We start from the raw sequence: 24770 nt of genomic DNA on the forward strand, positions 1-24770 counted from the left end.
CGACCTTCTATAGCGGCGTTATTTCATGCGATAAAGCCAATTCTATAGGGTTTGCCGTGTTTCGTCACCTTACGGTAGCGTAAGGGAAGCTATGTGTCGCAAGGCATTCAGGGTATTCCCGCACCTGCAAAAGCGGTGGTGCGAAACGGTGGTACCACAGGAAATAACCAAACAAATATGCTCTATAAATCTAAATTTGCTGTAACTGATTGAGATTTGTGATTGTGCTGTCAGTTAAAAATCACATATCCTGATATGCCTTTGGGCTTCTCAAATTGGAACGTCTGGCGCACAAACGCGGTTACGGTTTTCCAGTAGCGCTTGGGATCGGTTGATGCCGCCATCGCGTGCGCCGCTCCGGGAATCATCAGTTTTTGTTTGACGGTACTGGCGCAAGCACGGAAATTGCGGTCAAGGTTCGCCGGACTGACAAAATCGTCGGCCGAACCATGAATGAACAGCATGGGAATCGAGGTATGCCGCAATGCTTCAACACAAGAGGCCTCGCTGAAACTGTATCCTGCGCGGTGGCGAGCAATGGAGCTCATGATGCGGATTGCCGGTCTGGCAATGAATGGCGGTATGTGGTAAAGGTTTTTCGCGCTGTAAAGGAATTGGTCTTCGAGACTGGCATATCCGCAATCAGCGATGGCAGCCTTGACGTTGTTGGGTAATTTAGGATTGCCGACTGCGAGCATCACCGTCGCGGCCCCCATGGAGTTGCCGTCGAGCAGGATCTGCGATTTCGGATCGCTGGTGACGATGGCATCGATCCAACGTAACAGGTCGCGATGCTCGAGGGCGCCCATACCGATGTAGGTTCCGCCGCTCAATTCATGACAACGGCTGGCCGGAGTAAAAACAGTGAATCCGAGCTTGGAGAAGCGATGCGCATATTTCGCCATTTCGGCCGGCTCACCGGAATAGCCATGGCAGCAGATGGCGTAAAGATGCTGCGGGGGATTGGCACAATCCGGGTCGAGCACCCAGCCGTGAAGCCGAACACCATCAAAAGCGGTAATGGTGGCTTCACGCTTCGCATCCTCGAACCATTGCGCGGCCTCTGTCTCTTCTTGAGCGTCGTAATGGGGTTGCCGTGCAGCCAAGGTGGTGTCCGGTTGGCTGCTGTGGAACAGTGAATGTTTCCAACCGGGTTCAAGAACGAATCGGAAGAGATAATCGGCTACAGCGTAGAATGCACCTGCCGTGACGGCGCTCGCGCCGAGAAGCGTGCGGGCAACGGTGGTTGCATTCGAACGTTGGGTCATGGCCGGCTTCCTTCCCTTGGCTCGTAGAATTACTTCCATCATAATGCGACGGCGCACAATGTCCGATTGAACACATAATATGATTCATGTTGTTTCGGCAGATTTTATATCTGTCGCGCTTTGGCGAGGGGAAGCGATTCCCGTTATCGACTGGGCTGAATGTTGAAAGTCTCTTTGAGACTGCGATTTCGGCGCGTCGGTGCACCGAAACAATGCAGTACATAATGTAAATACATTCAAGGAGATTGTAATGGCAAACACCATTTCCATCGAAGGCGAAGTCCGCGACGAGTTCGGCAAGGGCGCTGCCCGCCGTATGCGCGTGGCCAAGGAGATTCCGGCAACCATCTATGCAGGTGGCAAGGATCCTGTGTTCGTGAAGCTGCCGATGCGTGAGACCACGCTGGCACTGCGTCGTACGAACGCGCTGTTCACCATCAAGTATGGCAAGGATTCCAAGATGGCCGTCGTTAAGGACGTCCAGCGCAACCCTGTCAAGCGCATTGTCGAGCACATTGACTTCTACGAGGTCAAGGCCGGCGAGAAGATCGAGGTCGACGTCCCCGTCTTCGCTATCGGCACCCCGAAGGGTGCGGCTGTCGCGTTCGTCGACATCCAGCAGCTCCGTGTGCGTGCAAGCGTCGATCAGCTGCCCGAGCGTATCGATGTCAGCGTCGATGGCATGCAGGACGGCGAGAAGGTCTTCGCTAAGGATCTTAACCTGCCTGAGGGCGTCGAGCTGGTCGACACCGAGGCCGATGAGTCCGTCGTTACCGTCGAGGTTCCTGAGGATGCCACTGCTACCACTGCAGTCTCCGCTGATGCTGCGGCAGCTGGTGCCGAGGGCGAGGAAGGTGCTCCTGCCGCTGAAGGTGCTGCGGCTCCTGCTGCTGACGCCGATGCCGACAAGAAGTGATGTCGCCTCTGACGCAATACGGACATTGCCGTTGATGCGGTAGTTCCGATTTTGGCCCGTACCTCCTATCTTGAAATGGAGGTATGGGCCATTTTGTTTGTGCTTGCCGCTTATAAGAGTGCTGGTTCGGCTCTTCATCTTTTCATAATGTGAACGATTTCACCCTACTTGTGTGGTTATGTGCGAAAGTAGCAGCATAACCAAGCGCCACAAGCGTACGGTAAATTAAAATTCTGGCCGCGAGAGTGGCTGAAGTAAAGAAGAAGTGCAAATGACTGAGCAATCCCATCATGATCCAGCAGCGTTGTCGCAATTGACAGAGCCGTTCACGGTTCTCGACAACCCGCATCCCGCTTCCGACGCCGAGCGCGCGAAGTTGATTGACAAGCCGGCTTTCGGCCAGCTTTTTAGTGACAACATGACCCATATGGTCTGGCATAAGGACAGCGGCTGGGGTGACCGTCGAGTCGAGCCTTACGGTCCTCTCGCTATGGATCCTGGTGCCTCCGTCCTGCATTATGCACAGGAATGCTTCGAAGGCCTCAAGGCCTACCGCCACGCTGATGGCAGCACCTGGCTGTTCCGCCCGGATGCCAACGCCGAACGTTTCGCCAACTCTGCCAAGCGCCTGTACCTGCCTGAGCTTTCCAAGGAAGACTTCCTCGGTTCTGTCGCCGCGCTGGTCAAGCGCGATGTCAACTGGGTGCCGACCCGCCGCGAGTACACGCTCTATATGCGTCCGTTCATGTTTGCCTCTGAGGCATTCCTCGGCGTGCGTGCGCCGGAAACCGTGGATTATTGCGTCATTGCCTCGCCTTCTGGCCCGTACTTCCCGAGTGGTGTCAAGCCGGTAAGCATCTGGGTGGAAGACAAGTGGTTCCGCACTGGCCCCGGCGGTACCGGTTTCGCCAAGTGTGGCGGCAACTATGCGGCTTCGATGCTGGGCGAATACCGCGGTGCCGACCACGGCTGCGAGCAGGTCTGCTTCGTTGACGCTGCCACTAAGACCTACCTTGAGGAACTCGGTGGTATGAACATGTTCACCGTCCACAAGGATGGCCACTTGGAGACTCCGTCGCTGACCGGCAACATTCTGCCTGGCGTCACTCGTCGCTCGCTTATCCAACTGGCGCAGGACGAGGGCCATGATGTCGTGGAGACCATGATCAAGCTCGACGACCTACTCGAGGACATCAAGTCCGGAGAGGTCACCGAGGTCTTCGCTTGCGGCACCGCTGCGATTATCACGCCTATCGGTCGCTTCAAGTCCGAGAAGTTCGACGTCGAGGTCAATGGCGGCAAGTCCGGCGATTTGACGTTGAAGCTACGTGACGAGCTGCTCGGCATCCAGATGGGCGAGATTGAGGATCCGCATGACTGGATGTGGAAGGTCTGCTGAGCTGGCTTTTCGCTTCGCTGACTGTTAGTTTTCAGACGACCTGTGGCATTTCCTGAAGTTTCGGGAGTTGTCACAGGCCGTTTTGTTTGTATATTGAGTGCTGATTGGAACAGCTTGGGTACACTGATGGTTTGTAAATAATAATAGATTTATTTGATTTATGCATTGCAAAATGAAGGGTGTTTTGTTGCTTCGTTTTGGCCGTTGTTTGGTATAGTGTTTCAACTATCCATACGAATCTATGAAGGATGTGCGGTATGCAATTGGCGCTGGAAAGTAACGTCTTTTTCTGGGCCATCGAATACATCGCGACCTTCTGCTGCGGCCTGTTGGGCGGGCTTTGCGCCGTCAAGAAAAAGTACGATTTCATCGCCATCCTCATGACAGTCTGGCTTACTGGCCTCGGCGGCGGCATCATCCGTGACGTGTTGCTGGGCATCTTCCCACCTGTGGGCGTCTCCGATAAAGGACTTGTCATCACCTGTCTGTTCGCCAGTGTCACCGTCGCCATCATCTACCCTGAAGTCGACCGGCTCAAATGGATCATGGTTGGCCTTGACGCTTTGGCGCTTGGTCTCTATGCCGTCAATGGCACGCAAAAAGCGTTGATTTATCACACGTCGGGTATGACGGCAGTGTTCATGGGCCTGATCACAGCCATCGGGGAGGCCTCATTCGAGACATCCTCATCAACGATGTGCCCGCGGTCATCCGCGACAGCCATTGGTACGCCGTGCCGGCCCTGATCGGCAGCATTCTCACGGTGTTTGTTACCCGCGCCTACCAAGGCGGGCGGATCCCGTTTACTCTTGAAGTGACCTTCGATATCGCCATCGTCGCCTTCGTCGCCATCCTACGCATACTGTCCGTACGCTTCGATTGGAAAGTGCCGGGTGCGATTAAGCGACATCACGCCTACTTGCCATTGCCGGCAAAAGATGAGGATGAGAAAACCGACAGCGACAAGTGAGATTCATTTTACTAAGTCCTGGTTGATGTGTGGAGTTCACATCCTTTTATGCTTGAGTGTCAGAGGTATTTTGTTGTCCGAGCAGGTTGGGAAAATCGATGTACCTGACACCAAACCTTCAGCTCAAGGACGTGACTGTCTGAATCACATCTATTGAATCGACTCAAGGGGAGCAGCATGCCGATTGGTGATAGTACGAGGGATGATAAGTCTTCGACAAAGGGGCGTTCTCGCATCTCGTCTCTGACGACATTGCGGAAGTCACTGCGGTTATTGATGGCAGTGGCACCAATATCCGTCATTGTCCTCCTCATTCTTACTGTGGTGCGGGCCCTGCTGTCGCCCCTACAGATTTTGGCCACAACACAGATCGTGAATTCCGTGGCTACAGGTTTGCTCCCGAAGGTTATCGATTCGGCGGTACTTTTCGCTGTGGTCCTAGTGGGAATGTTCGTTGCCGAGAACGTCATTAAATATCTATCCGACTCAATTCGAGAAAAACTATCTTACCGCGCTAATTGCAGTATCGTCGATAAGCTCACTACGCTCGAAACGCAGCAGTTCGAGGATGCGGAGACCTTCGATCGCATACAGCGGGCCGGAGGAGATACCGGCGGACATATTTTCAATATATTTGATGGTGCACGTGATTTTCTACAGTCGTTCCTCACTATTGTATCCGTATTCTCTTTACTGGTTTCATGGAACAAATGGGTGGCCCTTTTCCTTCTGCTGGCGCCTATTCCAGGTACCATCGGCACATTGATGGCCAGTTCCAAACAGTACAATATCGATTACCAGCGGGCAGGGGAACAACGCTTGTCGGACTATTATCGTTCGATTCTGACATCGGATAATGCAGCCAAGGAAGTCCATCTGTTTGGTCTGGGTGGTCTGTTGTCAGGGCGTTATAAGACGCTTATCGGTGGCTTTCTCAAACAGGATCTCGCCATGTCACGTACCTATCTGTGGATTGCGCTTGGCTTGGGGATTCTTACGACTCTGGCTAATATCGGGGCGGTCGCCGTGGGTGCGATTCAGGCTATGCATACAGGCAATGTCGGGCAGCTGGCCGGTTATATCAGTGCGACAGGGTCATTCGGGCAATCGGTATTATACATTTTGGTTTCGGTCTCCAGCATTTATCAGAGTCTGCTTTACGCCGGCAATTGGGTTCATCTCATGGACACTGAGCCGGCTGTGATCCGCTCCGGCGGCGAGAAACTCGATGACGAAACGCCCGTGACCGTTTCTTTCCGAAACGTAAGATTCGCCTATCCTGGTTCCACCAATGACAAAGAAATTCTCCATGGTGTCTCTTTTGATCTTCCCGCCGGTCAATGTTCGGCTCTTGTCGGACTCAATGGTGCGGGTAAATCAACGATTGCAAAACTGATTTTACGTGTCTATGAGCCCACTTCCGGGTCGATTCTCATTAACGGCAGGGATATCAGTGAGTATTCCCGTGCGTCATTGTACGAGAGGTGTTCTGCGATTTTCCAGGATTATATACGTTACGAGCGGCCCTTACGTGAGAATGTGGGATTTGGCGATTTGGATGGAATCAACGATGATGATGCCATTGAACATGCGCTTGATTTGGTGGGTATGAAGGGTCTGGGGCAGTCGCTGCCAGAGGGTCTCGGTACTGTATTGGGAAGACACTTCGAGGGCGGTTACCAACTTTCCATCGGGCAATGGCAGCGCGTCGCCCTGGCCCGAGCTTTGTTCAGGCGGCCGTCATTGCTTATTATGGATGAGCCGACCGCATCCGTGGACGCTCTTTCCGAGAAGAACTTCTTCGACTCACTGGATCGGGCGGATAGTACGGAGGAAGGGTCGCGGCGCACTACAATCCTCATCGCTCATCGTTTCACCACCATCACCCACGCCAGTCATATAGTCGTTCTGCGTGATGGTGATATAGTCGGAGAGGGCGATCACGAGACATTATTGTCCGATTGCCCGTATTACCGCGGTTTATACGAGGCCCAAGTGGTCAGTCAGCGGCACGAGGATCCTGCATCGATGCTGCGTCCGGAGAATATCGAAGGAATAGGCGTACGTATGGGGTCTGAAAATATTTCGTGACTTAAGGTATGCTTCATCTATCTGCGCTTATTTCGTGGTTGTAAGCATACCAAGTATTTTCCATATGAAATTGCGTGCAGCAATGAGAATAAGATTCGCCAGTGCATGTACTTCTCGTTGAAACCATTGATTGCCCGTAGATTCTACCATCGCATATCGCTGGAATTCCAGGTATTCGAATTTCTGTCACGCGGCGGAAGTCATAAAAACAGCCCGGAAACGTGCTTTTCGTCGTGTAGGCGGCATTTATTACGTCGGCTGTTTTGGTTCGTACTTGAGGATGTCGCCAGGCTGGCAGTCCAGCGCCTCACAGATGCCGGCGAGTGTGGTGAAACGGATGGCGGCGACCCGATTGTTTTTAATTTTGAAAGATTGATAAAACTGAAGATTGCTGAGTCTCGTCAGCAAGAGTATCGGTATCAAGGTTAGATATTGAGTGCATATACAAAAAGTCCTGTGGTTGCAAAACGTAACCACAGGACTTCACTGATCTAAAGGCTTTTGACCTCTAAGTCGTTTCTCACATCTTGTTGATGGCGACTGCGAGATTCGACTTGCGGTTGGCGGCCTGGTTCTTGTGAACCACGCCTGCACTGGCGGCCTTGTCGAGCTTCTGGCCGGCGAGCTTGAAAGCTGCCTCGGCGGCGGCCTTGTCTCCGGACTCGATGGCTTCACGGGTCTTGCGAATCGCAGTCTTCAGGCTGGACTTCACGGACACGTTGCGCTTGTGCGCCTTTTCATTGGTCAGCACGCGCTTCTTCTGCGACTTAATGTTTGCCACAATTTCTCCAAACAACGTTTTCTATAAGGACATACAAGACTTTAGAATAACACTTCATGCCGATATTTCCGACTTTTTAGCGGAATGTCATTGACTGCGGTAAGGGTATCTGGCTTACGTTTCTGTTTCTTGTATTAACGGCAATATGTGGCATGGTGGAACGAGGGTTGTCGGCGCTGTCTACTTTGCCCACCGCGGCCGATAGAATAAGGCCTAGTATAGAAACAGCGGGATCGGAAGATTCCGCTATGAAATATTTGTGGACAAGGAGTGACATCAGTGACTGAGGCGAAGAACAAACCGGGATTCACCGATCAATCGCTGATTCGTAATTTCTGCATCATCGCGCACATCGACCACGGCAAGTCCACGGTGGCAGACCGTATTCTTCAGCTTTCCGGCATCGTGCCGCAACGCGAGATGCACGACCGATTCCTTGACCGTATGGACATCGAGCAAGAACGCGGCATCACCATCAAATCGCAGGCCGTGCGCGTGCCGTGGACCTTTGATGGGCAGGAATACACTCTCGGCATGATTGATACACCAGGCCATGTCGATTTTACCTATGAGGTCTCGCGAGCCTTGGCCGCGTGCGAAGGCGCGGTGCTGCTGGTCGATGCCACGCAGGGCATTGAGGCACAGACACTGTCCAACCTGTATATGGCCATCGAAGATGATCTGACCATCATTCCCGTTCTAAACAAAATCGACCTGCCCAGTGCCGAGCCAGACAAGCATGCCGAAGAAATCGCGAATCTGTTGGGCTGCAAACCTTCCGATGTCTTGCGAGTCTCCGGCAAGACCGGTGAAGGCATCAAGGATCTGCTTGACCAGATCGTGCTGGAGATTCCCGCACCGCACGGCGACCCCAAGGCACCGGCACGTGCATTGATTTTCGATTCTGTCTACGACTCGTATCGCGGCATTGTCACCTACATCCGTATGGTCGATGGTGAACTCAAAAGCCGTGAAAAGGTGCATATGATGGGCATCGGCATGACGCACGATCCCATTGAAATTGGCGTGATCAGTCCTGATATGACTCCGACCAAGGCGTTGGGCGCCGGCGAAGTCGGCTACGTCATCACCGGCGCGAAGGACGTTAGCCAATCCAAGGTCGGCGACACCGTCACTTCGGCTATCCGTCCGGCGGCTGAGCCGTTGCCCGGCTATCGCGACCCGCACCCGATGGTCTATGCCGGCATCTTCCCAATCGACAATGCCCAGTTCCCCGAACTGCGCGATGCGCTCGACAAACTCAAGCTCAACGATGCGGCGCTGACCTACGAACCGGAAACGTCGGTGGCATTGGGCTTCGGCTTCCGCTGTGGCTTCCTTGGCCTGTTGCATATGGAGATCGTTATCGAGCGACTGAGCCGTGAGTTTGGTCTCGACCTCATCTCCACGGCACCGAACGTGACCTACGAGGTCACTGCGGAAGACGGCACTGTATACGAAGTCAAGAATCCGAGCGAATTCCCCGATGGCAAGATCAAGCAGATCGTCGAGCCGATGGTCGCGGCCGACATCATCGCCCCCAAGGAATTTATCGGCTCGGTGATGGACTTGTGCCAGGATCATCGCGGTGAAATGGGCACGATGGAATACCTGAGCCCAGAACGTGTCGAGATGCACTACCGCATCCCGCTGGCGGAGATTGTCTTCGACTTCTTCGATCAGCTCAAGAGCCGCACCAAGGGCTATGCTTCTCTCGACTATCACGAGGATGGCGAGCAGAGTGCTGATTTGGTCAAAGTTGACATTTTGATTCAGGGTGAGAAGGTCGACGCGTTCAGCGCCATCGTCCATCGTGACAAGTCGTATAGCTACGGCGTGATGATGACCAAGAAGCTCTCAAAGCTTATCCCTCGCCAGCAATTCGAGATTCCGATTCAGGCGGCCATCGGTTCGCGCGTCATCGCTCGCGAGACCATCCGTGCCCTGCGCAAGGATGTGCTCGCCAAGTGCTATGGCGGCGACATCACCCGTAAACGCAAGCTGCTGGAAAAGCAGAAGGCCGGCAAGAAGCGCATGAAGATGCTCGGCCACGTCGAGGTGCCACAGGAAGCGTTCGTCGCCGCCCTGTCCACTGGCGAGGCCGGTCCCAACCAGTCCATGGACATCGACACCAAGAACAAGATTCGTGCCGCCGAAAAAGCTGTGAAATGATTGAATAGAATATTTGAGTCCAATGGTTAACGTTGGACTCAAATATTGCTACAAGAACGCAACCATGTAAACAGGGCAGTAGATGATGTTGTCTTCTGCTGAAAGGTTGTCTTCACACAGGACGATGGCATGGTCAATGTCCCAGTTTGGGGCTTTCATCACGTTGCTCAGGGCGCTGTGACGTTTGTAATCTTTGCCTGATTTGACCTCAATCGGTATTGCTCCTGATATTGGTGTATCGATGACAAAATCAAGTTCCCCGTATTTTTTATTGCGGTAATAGTAAAGCTCGTGTCCGTGTACGTGTAATTCTTCGGCAACGACGTTTTCGTATATAGAACCGTAATTCACTCCAAGCTTGTCGCTGATGATGCTACGGGTGACCTGCATGCCGCATGAGGCGGCGAGTAGCCCGACATCGTTGAAAAAGAGTTTGAAGTATTGCCGATTTTCCGCCAGTTTAAGCGGTGTGCGTGGTTCCTTTACATTACGTACCGGCAAAGCGACACCGGCGTCGACCAGCCAAAGGAAATCGTCACGGTAACGTTCATATGTTCCTTTTGGAGCGATGCTGCTGAAATTGAATCGCTTTGATTGTGAGTTGAGTTGTGCCGGCATCTGGTCGAAGACCTCGCGGATTGCCAGTTTGTCATCTTGAGCATATTTCGTGATGTCTGCACGATAAAGGCGCAGGATGTCGTTCTGGAGGGTATTGACTTGACCAAGATTTTGGGTGTGCACGAATTCGTTGATGGCTTGCGGCATGCCTCCGACGATGAGGTATTGGTGGAAGAGATCCATTAGTCTGCTGTGTACGATGGGATTGACCGGTTCGCGGTTGAACAGTGCAGATTTTGCGGACTCGAAAACGTCGTTACCCACACCGTTCGCTTTGCAGAATTCCTCAAAATCAAGGGGAAACATATCGATGAGGTGCAGATATCCGACCGGGAATGAGCGAACGTCCTTAAGCTCAACTCCAAGCAACGAGCCAGAAAGTATAAAATCATAGCCTTTGCGTTGCGCCAGATACTTTATTGCCGTGATGATTTTGTCACATTCTTGCACTTCATCAATGAAAATCAAGGTGTTTCCTGGAACCATTTCTGCCCCGGCAAAGGCAGAAATAGCCATGAACAGTTCATTCGAGCCTTTAGCAGTATTGAAAGCATCGAGGATTTGCGGCTGTTTGATGAAATCCAAATGGACGAAGTGCCCGTATTCTTGTTGTCCGAATTCCTCAATGATAAAGGTCTTGCCGACCTGACGAGCCCCTGTAACAAGACATGCCTGTGAAGTGGAATTATTTTTCCAATCCAGTAGTTGCTGATAAGCCTTACGGAACAGTGCCATCATGAGCCTCCAAAGGATAAATACAACCTTATTTTGGCACATTTTAAGGATAAATACAACCTTATTTTCAGCAAGAATTAGGACTAATACAACCTTGGTGATTGAATAAAATACAACTCACAAATATGACTAAAACTAAGATATGCGCAACTTATCAGGGCTTGATAAGGAAGCGGATGATAAAAGTCAGAGGTATTCCAAGGTATTCTAGGTTGTTATTTTCGGATTTCGGTCGATAGGGTGAAGATACAAGCTGACGATGGCATTAACACCATTAACGGAGCAGTCAGTGATACAGGCCCGGTAAACTTGGCGCGAGTATTTCAATCGTTTGAGATGTACGGAATGAGTAGCTGATCGCAGAAAAGCTTATAAGTTGGATCTTACGCAAGCCATATAGGCCGGGCAGGGGCTCACGCTAGGGTAGAAGGCTATGTTCGAGGTTTATATTCATGTGCCGTTCTGCTACCGGAGGTGCGGGTACTGCGATTTCAACACCTACACGGCCGTCGATATGGGTGGCGGTGCGTCACGCGGCAACTACGCAAACCTTGCCATTGACGAGATGCGACTTGTCAAGGCATGGCAGGAACGGCATGGAATCAGTGAGCCGAAAGCGTCGACGGTGTTCTTTGGAGGCGGGACGCCGACACTGCTCCCAGCGCGGGACCTTGGGCAAATGTTGCGCGCGGTCAAGGACACGTGGGGTCTCGAGGACGGTGTGGAAATTACTACTGAAGCCAATCCTGATACGGTAGACGAACGATATCTGGAAACGTTGGCGGAGGCCGGTTTCACACGTATTTCCTTTGGCATGCAATCGGCTGTGCCGCATGTGTTGAAAACGCTCGACCGCACGCATACTCCAGCCAATGTGACCGCCGGAGTGAAAGCAGCGAACAAGGTGGGGTTGCGTTCCAGCGTGGACCTTATTTACGGGGCTCCTGGCGAGAGTATGGATGACTGGCGCAAGTCCGTCGAAACCGCCATCGAATTGGGTGTAAACCACATTTCGGCTTATGCGCTGACTGTTGAGCCCACTACGAAGATGGGCCGGCAGATCAGGGCTGGTACTATCGCCAAACCCGATGACGACGATGAGGCGGCCAAGTACGAGATTGCCGACGACCTTTTTCAACAGGCCGGTCTGCAATGGTATGAGATCTCGAACTGGGCACGTCCCGGTTATGAGAGTCGTCACAATCTAGGTTACTGGCGTAACGTCGATTGGGCCGGCATCGGTCCCGGGGCGCACTCGCACTATCGCACGTCGAATGTTGGCGCATGGCAGGAACATGTCGATTCCGGCGCTCGCGATATCGATGAAGACGGGTTCAGAAAGACCGGCACTGCTCAGATTGAACGCGGTGCGTCAGATGGTCAAGCCCAAACTGATGTTGAAAACAGTCTGCAAACTGATGCCAACCAGTTCGGTGTCCGAGCGTGGGATATCAAACATCCAAGAAAATGGGCCGAAGCGTTGCATGCTAGCAATGTGCCATGGGAAGGCAATGAGGCTATCACCCACGAGGAAAATCTCGAGGAAACGGTGATGCTGGGGTTGCGGTTGTGTGAGGGCATCGATATCTCCAGAATCGAACAGGCTTCCGGACATGTCGTTGACCGTGGAAAACTCAAAGAAATCGAGCAATCTGGCTTGATAGAAATCCATGACGACAATCGTATTGTCCCGACTCTGCGCGGTCGTCTTCTCAACGACACCGTGATCGAACAGGTGCTGGATATCTGCGGTTGGTAGCGAATAGTCGGGGGAATGTTCCGATGGCTATTCGTCATTTCGACAAGTGATGTCCACGATGTGGAAGATTTTGCTTTAAAGTAGACGGCGACACATTTCTGACATGACATGACGATATTCTATGAAAGCCGCTTTGGCTTTGCATGTATTTGCAATGCAATACAGCTCTTGCGGATGGCATCTGTTTTCGGAAGTTAGAGGTGATTGTGGTGACGCTTAAGACCCCACTCGATTTGACGATTCATCGCCCGCAAGGTATGTACGACCCGGCGGCGGAGCACGACGCGTGCGGTGTCGGCATGGTCACCACGTTGAACAAGCGGCCGGAACGGAAAATCGTTGATGACGCCATCGAAGTGCTCGTCAATCTGAACCATCGTGGAGCTGTCGGCGCCGAGGAGAACACCGGCGATGGTGCCGGAATCCTTATGGCCATGCCTGACGAGTTCATGCGTTCCGTTGTGGAGGCCGATTTGCCTGAAGCCGGTCATTATGCCGCAGGCATCGCCTTCCTTGACCGCGATTTGGCTGCAGCTAGTGAGCAGAAACGCCAGATTGCCGATATCGTAGCGCAAGAAGGGCTGGAAGTGCTTGCTTGGCGCACGGTTTCGACCAATCCAGACGGACTGGGGCTGCAGGCGTTGGCCTCCATGCCGGCATTCGAGATGCTGGTCATGGCTTCACCTCAGCAGGATAATCAGGATTCGTTGGGTGGGCTGGAGCTTGACCGCAAGGCGTTCCGTGTGCGCAAACGTGCCGAACACGAAGCCGGTGTCTATTTCGCTTCGCTTTCGGCTCGAACGATTACTTACAAGGGCATGCTGACCACGATGCAGCTGACCAACTTCTTCCCGGACCTCAACGATCCGAAGATGAAGACAACTGTCGCCATCGTCCACTCACGTTTCTCTACCAACACTTTCCCGAGCTGGCCTCTGGCCCAGCCGTTCCGTCTCATCGCGCACAACGGTGAGATCAACACTATCCAAGGCAACCGCAACTGGCTTTCCGCCCGTGAAGGCAAACTCAGCAGCAAGTTGCTGGGGAGTTCGAGCCGTTGCTGCCGATCGCCACGCCAGGGTATTCCGATTCCGGCACCTTTGACGAGTGTTTGGAACTGCTGCACCTAGCTGGGCGCAGCCTGCCGCACGCCGTGCTGATGATGTTGCCTCCGGCCTGGGAGAAGGACGACACGCTTGATCCTGACGTACGAGCCTTCTATGAATACAACAATTCTTTGATTGAGCCTTGGGACGGCCCGGCTGACATCATCTTCACCGATGGCACGCTGGTAGGTGCTCAGCTCGACCGCAACGGCTTCCGCCCTGGACGCTGGCAGATTACCGACGAGGGTTATGTCGTACTGGCCAGTGAGGCTGGAGTGTTACCGGAAACCGAACCGGAACATATCGTCACCAAAGGCAGGCTCGAACCGGGCAAGATGTTCCTTATTGACACCGCAGAGGGTCGCCTCATACCTGATGCCGAGATCAAGCATCAACTCGCCACCCAGCATCCGTATCGCGAGTGGATCGAGGGCAATGCCGTAAGTCTCAGTGATTTGCCGGCACGCGAGCATGTTCGTCATTCCAACGTTTCCGTTGTCCGCCGTCAGCGTGCGTTTGGCTACACACAGGAGGATTTGAAAATCCTGTTGCGTCCGATGGCCAATACCGGCAAGGAACCGATCGGCGCCATGGGCAATGACACTCCGCAGCCCGTGCTTTCCAAGAACAGTCGCATGCTCTTCGACTACTTTACCCAGAAGTTCGCGCAGGTCACCAACCCGCCGCTGGATTGGGAGCGTGAGGAAATCGTCACCTCGTTGGCCTCGGCGATCGGTCCGGAACCCAACCTGCTTGAGGATCTGGAGCTTTCCGCCAAGAAGATCGTCATTCCCAACCCCGTCATCGATTCCGATGAGATGGCCCAGCTGAAGCGCCTTGATCGAGCCAAGGTGCTCGGCGGCTACTACAAGCCGTTCGTCGTCCACGGTCTCTATCAGGTTGCTGGCGGCGGCAAAGCGCTTGAGGCTCGGCTTGATGAGATTTTCGACGAGGTAGACCATGCCATAGCCGAAGGCAAAAACTTCATTGTGCTTTCCGACCGCGATTCCAACCATACGTGGGGGCCGATTCCTTCGCTGCTCCTGACCAGCGCCGTACAACATCATCTTCTGCGCACCCATACCCGCACGCAGGTCTCGATGGCCGTTGAGGCGGGTGATGTGCGCGAAATCCATCATGTCGCGCTGCTGATTGCCTATGGTGCGGCCTGTGTCAACCCATACCTTGCTTTCGAATCCGTGGAGGATCTGGCTCGTGGCGGCTTCCTTGACGTAGATGCGAAAACCGGAGTCGAGAATTTGCGCAAGGCACTTTCCATCGGCGTATTGAAGATTATGAGCAAGATGGGCGTCTCCACCATCATGAGCTATCGCGGTGCGCAGCTCTTCGAAGCCGTGGGTCTCAATCAGGACGTCATCGACAAATACTTCACCGGCACCACCTCACGTGTCGGCGGCATCGGCCTCGACGAGATTGCCGAAGAAGTCGCTGTTCGCCACCGTGTCGCCTATCCGAACCAATGGACGGCGACCCCGCACCGCAGACTGCGTATCGGCGGGCAATACAAGTGGAGGAGAACCGGAGAGGATCATCTCAACGATCCCGAATCCGTGTTCCTTCTTCAACAAGCTACCCAGCGTGGCGATTATGGTCTGTTCAAGAAGTATTCGCAGCACGTCAACGACACGTCCAACAGGCTGATGACACTGCGTGGACTGATGAAGTTCACCGGCAATCGCAAGCCGATTCCGATTGAGGAAGTCGAACCGGAAAGTGAGATTGTTAAACGCTTCTCCACCGGTGCAATGAGCTACGGTTCCATTTCTCAGGAAGCGCATGAAACGCTAGCCATTGCCATGAATTCCATCGGCGCGCGTTCCAACTCCGGCGAGGGCGGAGAATCCGATGACCGCATCGCAGACCCGATGCGTTCCAGTCGTATCAAGCAGATTGCTTCTGCACGTTTCGGCGTCACGAGCGATTACCTCGTCCATGCAACCGACTTGCAGATCAAGCTCGCACAGGGTGCCAAGCCTGGCGAAGGCGGTCATCTGCCCGGAGCCAAGGTACCGCCGTGGATTGCCACGGTTCGCCACGCCACACCTGGCGTCGAACTGATTTCTCCGCCTCCTCACCACGACATCTACTCCATCGAGGATCTGAAACAGCTGATCTACGATGCGAAGATGGCCAACCCCAAGGCGCGAATTCACGTCAAACTCGTTTCCGAATTCGGTGTGGGCACCGTGGCGGCAGGTGTGGCCAAATGCCATGCCGACGTGGTGTTGATTTCCGGCTCCGACGGCGGTACGGGCGCGGCTCCGCTCAATGCCATCAAACATGCCGGTACCCCTTGGGAGATCGGCCTTTCCGAGACCCAGCAGACGCTGATTTTGAATGGCTTGCGCTCTCGTGTCGTGGTTCAATGCGACGGTGAGCTCAAGACCGGCCGCGATGTGGTCATCGCAGCGTTGCTTGGCGCTGAGGAATTCGGCTTTGCGACCACGGCGCTGATGTCCGAAGGCTGTGTCATGATGCGCGCCTGCCATCTCAACACCTGCCCGCAGGGCATCGCCACACAGGACCCGGAGCTGCGTGCTCGTTACACCGGCAAACCCGAATATGTGGTCAACTTCTTCATGTTCATCGCCCGCGAGGTACGTGAACTGTTGGCGCAACTCGGTTTCCATAGCATCGAGGAAGCCGTCGGCCATGTCGAATGCCTCGATCAGGACGAAGCCGTTGAACGCTGGAAATCCAATGGTGTTGATCTGACCAACGTTCTTGCACAATCCGGTCCGACACCCGGCACGATTCTGCACCAGACCATTCCACAGAACCATGAGCTCGACAAGGCACTCGATAACGAACTTATCGGACTGGTCAAGCCTGCGCTTGACAACCGTGAGCCGGTTCGTCTTGATGTGCCGATCCGCAATGTCAACCGCACCGTCGGCACGATGGTCGGCTACGAAATCACCAAGCGTTACGGTGCACAAGGCCTGCCCGATGACACCATCGATATGACCCTGCGTGGTTCCGGCGGCCAGTCCATCGGTGCGTTCATCCCACGCGGCGAGACTTTGCGCATCTGTGGCGAAGTCAATGATTACGCGGCCAAGGGGCTCTCCGGCGGACGTGTTATCGTGCGTCCGGAAGACGGCCAACTCAACTTTGACCCGCACACCAACGTCATCGCCGGCAATGTGACAGGTTTTGGTGCCACCAGCGGCGAGATGTATGTCGCCGGACGTGCGGGTGAACGCTTTGCCGTTCGTAACGGGGAGCCACGTTCGTCGTGGAAGGCGTGGGCGACCACGGCTGCGAATACATGACCGGCGGCACTGTCGTGGTGCTCGGCCCGACCGGACGTAACTTCGGCGCCGGCTTCTCCGGAGGCCACGCCTACGTGCTTGATTTGGATATGAACAAGGTCAATCCCGGGGCCGTCAAGTCCGGTTCTCTGCTCTTCGAAGCGTTGGATGACGCCGAAGCCCAGCATGTCCGCCAGATGGTCAAGAAGCATGCCGAGGAAACCGGTTCCGCTTTCGCACAGGCGCTGCTTGATGATTGGGAAGTCTCGCGTTCACGCTTCACCCACGTCGTGCCCAAGCAGTTTGTCGCAATGAGTGCGGCCATGGAAGAAGCTAAAGCGAACGACGTCGATTTCAACGCTCCCGGGGCATGGGATGATGTCTACGAGCATGTGATGGAAGGAGTGGACTGATGAGCGACCCCAAAGGATTTCTGAAAGTACGTACCCGCCACGAGGCGCAGGACCGTCCGGTCGCTGAACGTATCCACGATTGGAAGGATGTACACGCCCAATCCGGCTTCCAGCCATGGACCAAGGAACAGGCTGCACGCTGCATGGACTGCGGCACTCCGTTCTGCATGACTGGCTGCCCGTTGGGCAACATCATCCCGGACTTCAATGATCTGGTCCGTCAGGGCCAGTGGGAAGAGGCCTACCGGCGGCTTTCCATGACCAACAATTTCCCCGAGGTCACCGGTCTGATCTGCCCGGCGCCCTGTGAGCAGGCTTGCGTTTTGGGCATCCACCAGCCGCCGACGATGATCAAGGCCGACGAGCAAACTATCATCGACCAAGCTTGGAAACTTGATTATGTCAAGCCGATGCCGCCGCAACGCCTCACCGACATGACCATCGCCATCGTCGGCTCAGGCCCTGCAGGCCTCGCCTGTGCGCAACAGCTGACTCGCGCCGGCCACACCGTCGTCGTCTATGAGCGTGACGACGAAATCGGCGGTCTCATGCGCTACGGCATCCCGTCCTTCAAACTTGACAAGCACCTCATCGACCGCCGTATCGAGCAGATGGAAGCCGAAGGCACCGTCTTCCGTACCAATATGGAAATCGGCAAGGACGTGAGCTGGGACGAACTGCGTTCCCGTTATGATGCCGTGGTCGTTGCCATCGGTTCAGGTGTTCCTCGCGATGTGAACGTGCCTGGTCGTGAGCTTGACGGCATTCACTTCGCCATGGACTTCCTGCCCGATGCCAACCGACGTTGCGAAGGCAAGGAACCGATCAACGATATCGACGCCAACGGCAAGAAGGTTGTCATCATCGGTGGCGGCGATACCGGTTCGGACTGCCTCGGCACTGCTATTCGTCAAGGTGCCACCAGCATTACCGTTTTGCAGATCAATCCCAAGGAGCCGACGGTTCGCCCGGATAACCAGCCTTGGCCCACTTACGCGCGCCTTTACCAGCCCACTACCTCGATGGAGGAAGGCGGCACCTACGAATACAGCACCGATACCGTCAGTTTCACCGGTGTGGACGAAATCGAAACCGCCGAACGCGTCACCCTCGACGAAACCGGCTTGGCGAGCGGCTTTGTCGCCGATGAATCCGGTCACGTCACCGGCGTGAAGGTCGTTGACGTCAGAAACACTGATGGCGGACGACGTGAGCATATTCCGGGTACCGAACGCGTTATCGATGCCGATCTGGTTCTGATTTCCACCGGTTTTCTGCATCCGGATACCTCCACATTGCTGGAACAGATGCCCGTAGAACTTGATGGTCGCGGCAATGTCGCGCGGAACAAGAAATTCGAGACCAGCCAGGATGGCGTGTTCGTATGTGGCGATGCGGGCCGTGGCCAGAGCCTCGTGGTTTGGGCGATAGCCGAAGGTCGTAGCTGCGCTTCCGCGGTGGACCGCTTCCTCAACGGCACCACTGAACTGCCTTCTCCGATTGTCTCCACACAAAAGCCTATGGTGTTGCCGCGGGTCTGAGATGCTGAATGCCTGAAAGGCTTACCTAAGGGCAGTAATAGCGGCAAAAAACCGAGTGCGAACTGGCTTGGCAGAGGTCGGACTAAAATCTAGACATAGGTTGAAATTCAACAGCTGAAAGGAACTGAGATGCCGAATCGCGCCGAACGCCGGGCCCAAGCCAAGCAGAACCGCAAGGGGGTGCCGCAGCCTAATCAGCCGCAGAATCGTGGCCGCGGTGGCCTTATCGACGAATATTCGCTGCAGGAGCGCAGCCGTCGTCTTGAAGAGAACGGTGGCACCGAGTGGAAGCCCAAGGCCGAGAAGCTCGTGGCGCCGGCGGCGAATCTTGACCCGAACTACAGCGATCCGAAGGTCATGAAAGCGCCGCATTCGGTGCATCAGTGGTTCAGAATCATCAGCTGGACATTGATTGTTCTTTCCGCCATTGCGTTCGCGGTTCTGATGTGGGTTCCCAAGCATCCGATGTGGCTGATTATTACCGTTGCCGCCGTTTTTGTGGTCGGTGTGCTGAGTCTTTTCTTCACGGCTGGCAATTATCGTCACAACCCGAACCTTGACGATAACGGTACGGCCATCTGATTGCAGTTGGTTGAGGGTGCCGTTTCGTTGGCTTAGCGTTTGGCTCCTATTTCAGAGAAGTTGAGTTGATTGGCATATATGAAGATTGATTTGCTGACTCGCGAGTACCCGCCACACGTCTATGGTGGTGCGGGAGTGCATGTTGAGAAGCTCTCCAAAGTGCTCGCTGAACGTGCCGATGTGACGGTTCGTGCTTTCGATGGGCCTAGGAATTCGGCTGATATCCCACATGTTCAAAATGGTAACTTGCGTGTGGTGGGCTACGATGTGCCTGCCGAAGTCGCGCATGACAATCCCGCTCTGCAGGCGTTTGGTGTGGATTTGCAGATGGCCAACGATGTCGATGCCGATATCGTTCACGCCCATACCTGGTATGCCTGCCTTGCCGGAAGACTGGCCCAGCAACTGCACGAGATTCCGCTGGTCGTCACTGCGCATAGTCTCGAACCCTTTCGTCCTTGGAAACGCGATCAACTCGGCGGTGGCTACAATCTGAGCTCATGGGCCGAACGTGATGCCTTCACGCACGCCGACTGTGTCATCGCCGTTTCGGGCGGAATGAAACAGGATATTCTGACGGCCTATCCGTCCATTGACCCGGACAAGATTTCGGTGGTTCACAACGGCATTACCATGGCCGATTTCGCTACCCCGAAACCCGACGATCCGGCTTGGGGCGTCTTCAACCGTTATCATATCGACCGCAGCAGGCCGACATTGCTTTTCGTCGGTCGTGTCACACGACAGAAGGGATTGCCGTATCTGCTGGAGGCCCTTCATCTCATCGACAAGGATATCCAGGTTGTGCTGTGCGCAGGTGCTCCCGACACCAAAGAACTTGGTGAACAAGTGCACGCTGCTTTCGCTCGTCTCGAGCAGGAACGCGGCAACGTCATCTGGATCGAGGAGATGCTGCCACGTCCTGAACTCAATGCACTTGAACATGGCTGTGATGCATTCGTTTGCCCAAGCATTTACGAACCGCTCGGCATCGTCAACCTGGAAGCCATGGCTTGCGGCTTGCCGGTGGTGGCGAGTGCGACCGGAGGCATTCCTGAGGTGGTCGTTGACGGCGTGACTGGTTATCTCGTGCCAATTGACCAGAAGCACGACGGCAGCGGAACGCCGAACCATCCCGATGAGTTCGTGCATGATATGGCCGCTGCCATCAACAGACTCATGGCCGACCCCGAACGCGCCAAAGAAATGGGGCAGGCGGGATACGCGCGTGCCCGAGACGAGTTCAGTTGGGAACGCATAGCCGATGAAACGATGCATGTGTATCGGCAGGTTCTGGCTTAACCATATATTTTTGGTCATATTGCCATGGAATGTTAGATTTATATTGAAGCATTGATTGGGGTGTCAATGCTATTCTGGCAGTAAGTCCACTGACGGTTGTCTCTGGACTCGACAGGAAGGTATGAGATGTTCCAGTACATACTATACGGATGCATCTTTGTCGTCGCCGTGGTGGCAACAGCGCTGTGCTTTTCTGCCGCTTTCGGCAAAAACCGGAAGTTTCATACCGTTAAAATCGTCATAGGTGCTTGCCTTTATTTCTTTGTCGTGATTTTTTGGTGGCAAGTTTCCTCACCTGAGCCACCGACCTCTTCGTCAAAATATGGAATTCGGACCGGTTTCATGCCTTTCCCAGATTAGTGTTTGAAAGCAAGACATATTGATGCAATCGAATACATAACCGTGATGAAGGGGCAAAGGATGGGCGAGGCTGCTTCGGCGTTGAAACTGAGCAATGTAGAATTTCGCAGGAACCGTCGCGTCATTCTGACGGACGTGAACCTCGATCTCAAACAGGGTGAGAAATGGGTGCTCTTCGGTCCCAATGGCATCGGCAAATCCAGCCTTGTGGCGATGATGGCTACACGTGGTTTTCCTTCTGTCGGAACCGTTGATATCCTTGGCAACCGGCTTGGCAAGGTCAATGTATTCTCCTACCGGAATCGCATCGGCTTGAGTTCTGCGGAATTGTCACGCTCGTTCCCCAACGATGAGGATCCGCTTGACGTCATTTTGACGGCGCTCACCGCGACCACCGGCCGTTGGCGCGAACAGTTCACGAAGGCCGATTATGACAAGGCGCGAGGGTTTATGGCCATGTTCGGCATCGAATACCTCGAAGGCAAGCAGATGTTCAAACTTTCGGAAGGCGAGCGAACCCGGGTGCTCATCTGCCGTGCGTTGATGGGAGATCCCGACCTGCTCATTCTTGACGAACCGACCACCGGCCTTGATTTGGGTGGTCGCGAGCTGGCGTTGCGTGCGCTGAGTGACATCGGCAGGTACGACACCGATCGAACGGTGCTTTTGGTGACCCATCGTCTTGAAGAGATTCCGCAAGGCTTCGATCATGTCGCCATTATGGGACGCATGGCAGGCAATGAGACCGACGCCCACGCCGACAACGTCGCCGGAGCCGACCCGCAGCCTGGCACCATCATCTACACCGGTGACCTGGAACACGGATTCACCGCCGAACGGCTGAGCCATATCTTCGGTCTGCCGCTCAAAGTGAATCATGATCAAGGTCGCTGGTCGGCCTATGCTGTTGAGAATAAATAATTTCCGATAATGTTCATGGTTGAAGAATGTAAGGAGGGGCAGTAATGAAAGTTCTGTTATACAACATCCGTCCTGAGGGACAGAATTACGTTGATGAATGGCTGAAGAACCATCCAGAAGACGAACTAGTGACGACGCCGGATGACCTTACGCTCGAGACGATTGATATGTCCAAGGGCCACGGCTATGACGCCGTGAGCCTGCAGCAGGTTCCCGATGTTGCCGACGAGGAAATCTACCGGAAGCTGGTCGACTACGATATTCATCACATCGCGCTACGTACGGTTGGCTTCGACATCCTCAATCTCGATTACGTGAGGAAATATCATATTCTGGTCACGCATACCCCTGCCTATTCGCCGCGTGCGGTCGCTGAGAACACGCTTGCCTCGGTCATGTATCTGCTGCGCCATTACGGTCAGATTCTGGGCAACGAGCGCAAAGGCGATTTCGTGCGAGTTTCCGAGGAAATGAGCGATGAGATCTATCATAAGACCGTCGGTATCATCGGTGTCGGCCGTATCGGTTCGGCCGTGGCTGAACTCTTCCACGCTCTGGGTGCCACCGTTATCGGCAATGATCTGATTACCAACGCAGCCAATGAGGCGTTTCTTGAATATACCGATTTCGACACCGTGGTGCGCGAAGCCGATATTCTGACGCTCCATACTCCGCTCGAGCCGTATATGGTCGGCATGATTGGTGCTGAGCAGTTCAAGATGATGAAAGATACGGCGTTGATCGTCAACCAGGCGCGTGGCCCGCTGATCGACACGCAGGCCATGATTGCTGCGCTCAAGAACCATGAGATTGCCGGAGCTGCCATCGACGTTTTTGCCGAGGAAACCGGACTGTTCATGAAGCGGTTCGACAATGAATCCCAGCTCCCGCAGTTCTATCGCGAGCTTTCGGCGATGGACAATGTCATCGCACTCCGCATTCCGCCTACTATACCGAGACTTCGGTGCGCAATATGGTCATGCACAGCATGACCGACGTCAAGCGCGTGAGCGAAGGCAAGGAACCGGTTTACAAGGTGGACTGCTGAAACTTTGCCTGCTGCCTTGAGTCCCCAGCAAACGTTGTGTGGTCTTTGCCGTCTGATTGGGAATCGGTGAGTTGTAAAAAATAATAAATCCAAGCACGGTTTCGAAAGATTCGTGCTTGGATTTTCTGTTTGTTGCGGTCCATCGAGGCGACGTGAGAATATAAGGCAGGATGACGTTGTCAAGATATAGTCCGTCATCATGCAATATTACGTAGTGATAGGAGTCGGTATGCCGAGACGTGGGGCACTGCAAGCGGGGGAGAAGGTCCAGTTCACGGATCGCAAAGGCAAGAAGATCACTGACCAGCTTGTCACCGGCGGCTCCACCCAGACCGAACACGGCATCATCCTGCACGATGATGTCATCGGTTCAAGCGAAGGCATCGTTGTCACTACCGTTACTTCCAAGCGCGAGGCGCAGATCAGCGGGGGCACACCTGGTCATGACAAGCCGAAACCTTGGAAAGCCGCCCGTGCCATTGGCGGCTGGGACTATGCGGTAATGAGGCCGAGGCTTGCGGATTACGTGCTTTCGATGCCTCGTGGCGCGCAGATCATGTACCCTAAAGACATCGCACAGGTCATTCAACTTGGCGATATCCGCGCCGGCCTCAACGTGCTGGAATCCGGTGCCGGCAGTGGCGCGATGAGCCTCAACCTGCTGGATGCTGTGGGGGAGTCCGGCCATTTGACCACCATCGAGATGCGTCCCGAATTCGCCAAGATAGCCGAGGCCAACGCGACGCTCTATTACGGTAAACGCCCAGAATGGTGGGATTTGCTCACCGGCGATTTCGATACGGTCGCTGGAAAGCTTGCCGAAAGTATCGAATCTCAAAGTGATGACGCTGAAAAAGATGCCGTACTATCTTCAGCTCCGTTGGAAGACACCAGTGACGTTAAGAATGCGTTATCGGAGTCGACCAATGACTCTGCCGCCAATGCCAATAAGCCCTCGGTTTCTCTCTTCGACCGTATCGTGCTCGACATGCTCGACCCGTGGAACCGGCTCGAACAAGCCTATCGCGTCATCGCTCCTGGTGGTGTGCTGACTGCCTATATCACCACGACCACGCAGATGTCCCGTTTCTGCGAGGCGTTGCGCGAGACCGGTTGTTGGACCGAGCCAGAAGTGCAGGAGACCTTCGAGCGCACATGGAAGGCCCAGGGCCTCGCCGTACGTCCCGATCACCAAATGATTGGCCACACCGGCTTCCTTGTCGTCACTCGTGCGATGGCTCCTGGCTTCGAGGCGCTGCATAAGCGCGACCGCGCCACCAAAGACACTGTCACCGATATCGATTCCCTTACCGACGAAGAACGTGAATCGCGTCTGGCTGACCTTGAACTCCGTGACATCAGTGACCGCAAACTGCGCAAGGTCCTCAGAGATTTGTCTGATCAGCTGCATGAAATCAACGAGGATGAAAGAGAATAGATCCTGTGACGAACTGATTATTGGGTCGGACCGATGTCTGACAGGAATGGGCAGAAAACGCTTATATAACTTGAA

The 24770-nt window shown here is 54.3% G+C and carries 14 protein-coding genes and 3 pseudogenes; 13 read left to right on the forward strand and 4 right to left on the reverse strand.

All coding sequences use genetic code 11. The annotated features are described in order from the left end of the window. Positions 1-230 precede the first annotated feature (230 nt). Positions 231-1268, reverse strand: coding sequence for an alpha/beta hydrolase (locus tag OZX57_RS03995; protein WP_277162809.1), 1038 nt, complete (start codon positions 1266-1268; stop codon positions 231-233). Between the two features lie 250 nt (positions 1269-1518). Here OZX57_RS03995 and OZX57_RS04000 point away from each other — a divergent pair, with 250 nt between their 5' ends. The 4 genes and pseudogenes from OZX57_RS04000 (at position 1519) to OZX57_RS04015 (ending at position 6644) form a co-directional block, all read left to right on the forward strand. Further along, positions 1519-2184 (forward strand): 50S ribosomal protein L25/general stress protein Ctc, encoded by a 666-nt coding sequence (locus tag OZX57_RS04000; protein ID WP_277162810.1) that lies wholly within the window; start codon positions 1519-1521, stop codon positions 2182-2184. A 271-nt stretch (positions 2185-2455) separates the two neighbouring features. Continuing rightward, a complete protein-coding gene (locus OZX57_RS04005; protein WP_277162811.1) occupies positions 2456-3583 on the forward strand; it encodes a branched-chain amino acid aminotransferase in 1128 nt (375 codons plus the stop codon). A 257-nt stretch (positions 3584-3840) separates the two neighbouring features. Then, positions 3841-4553: pseudogene (locus OZX57_RS04010) on the forward strand (TRIC cation channel family protein). 177 nt (positions 4554-4730) lie between these two features. Beyond that, the gene (locus OZX57_RS04015) at positions 4731-6644 is read left to right on the forward strand and encodes an ABC transporter ATP-binding protein (protein ID WP_277162812.1); all 1914 of its coding nucleotides are present in this window, start codon (positions 4731-4733) and stop codon (positions 6642-6644) included. Positions 6645-6893: 249 nt separating this feature from the next. On the opposite strand, the gene OZX57_RS04020 is transcribed toward OZX57_RS04015, so the two are convergent. Together OZX57_RS04020 and rpsT are read right to left on the reverse strand one after the other, a co-directional pair. After that, the gene (locus OZX57_RS04020) at positions 6894-7058 is read right to left on the reverse strand and encodes a helix-turn-helix domain-containing protein (protein WP_277162930.1); all 165 of its coding nucleotides are present in this window, start codon (positions 7056-7058) and stop codon (positions 6894-6896) included. A 106-nt stretch (positions 7059-7164) separates the two neighbouring features. Then, a complete protein-coding gene (gene rpsT / locus OZX57_RS04025) occupies positions 7165-7425 on the reverse strand; it encodes a 30S ribosomal protein S20 (protein WP_277162813.1) in 261 nt (86 codons plus the stop codon). Between the two features lie 279 nt (positions 7426-7704). On the opposite strand from rpsT, the gene lepA reads away from it, so the two are divergent. Next, positions 7705-9597 (forward strand): translation elongation factor 4, encoded by a 1893-nt coding sequence (lepA, locus tag OZX57_RS04030; RefSeq protein ID WP_277162814.1) that lies wholly within the window; start codon positions 7705-7707, stop codon positions 9595-9597. A 48-nt stretch (positions 9598-9645) separates the two neighbouring features. Here the strand turns inward: lepA and OZX57_RS04035 are convergent, their stop codons facing one another. Then, on the reverse strand, positions 9646-10953 hold the full coding sequence (locus OZX57_RS04035; RefSeq protein WP_277162815.1) for an ATP-binding protein: 1308 nt from the start codon (positions 10951-10953) through the stop codon (positions 9646-9648). A 430-nt stretch (positions 10954-11383) separates the two neighbouring features. Between OZX57_RS04035 and hemW the strand changes: the two genes are divergently transcribed. The 8 genes and pseudogenes from hemW to OZX57_RS04075 form a co-directional block, all read left to right on the forward strand. After that, entirely contained in the window at positions 11384-12709 is a 1326-nt protein-coding gene (hemW, locus tag OZX57_RS04040) for a radical SAM family heme chaperone HemW (RefSeq protein ID WP_277162816.1), read from the forward strand. Between the two features lie 209 nt (positions 12710-12918). Continuing rightward, positions 12919-17503: pseudogene (gltB, locus tag OZX57_RS04045) on the forward strand (glutamate synthase large subunit). Continuing rightward, positions 17503-19044 (forward strand): glutamate synthase subunit beta, encoded by a 1542-nt coding sequence (locus OZX57_RS04050; RefSeq protein ID WP_277162817.1) that lies wholly within the window; start codon positions 17503-17505, stop codon positions 19042-19044. The pseudogene gltB and the gene OZX57_RS04050 overlap by 1 nt, the downstream one beginning before the upstream one ends. A 129-nt stretch (positions 19045-19173) precedes the next feature. Next, complete coding sequence (locus OZX57_RS04055; protein WP_277162818.1) at positions 19174-19626, forward strand: tripartite tricarboxylate transporter TctB family protein; 453 nt, start codon at positions 19174-19176, stop codon at positions 19624-19626. 78 nt (positions 19627-19704) lie between these two features. Next, positions 19705-20928, forward strand: coding sequence for a glycogen synthase (gene glgA, locus OZX57_RS04060; RefSeq protein WP_277162931.1), 1224 nt, complete (start codon positions 19705-19707; stop codon positions 20926-20928). A 420-nt stretch (positions 20929-21348) separates the two neighbouring features. Continuing rightward, entirely contained in the window at positions 21349-22209 is an 861-nt protein-coding gene (locus tag OZX57_RS04065) for an ATP-binding cassette domain-containing protein (protein WP_277162819.1), read from the forward strand. A gap of 44 nt (positions 22210-22253) precedes the next feature. Further along, positions 22254-23201 carry an NAD(P)-dependent oxidoreductase gene (locus OZX57_RS04070; protein ID WP_277162820.1) on the forward strand — a complete coding sequence of 316 codons (948 nt, stop codon included), beginning with the start codon at positions 22254-22256 and terminating at the stop codon, positions 23199-23201. A gap of 285 nt (positions 23202-23486) precedes the next feature. Then, a pseudogene (locus OZX57_RS04075) lies at positions 23487-24677 on the forward strand (hypothetical protein); the annotation flags it as partial. Positions 24678-24770: the final 93 nt, after the last annotated feature.

The organism is Bifidobacterium sp. ESL0682 (genome assembly GCF_029392815.1).
Classification (GTDB): Bacteria; Actinomycetota; Actinomycetes; order Actinomycetales; family Bifidobacteriaceae; genus Bifidobacterium.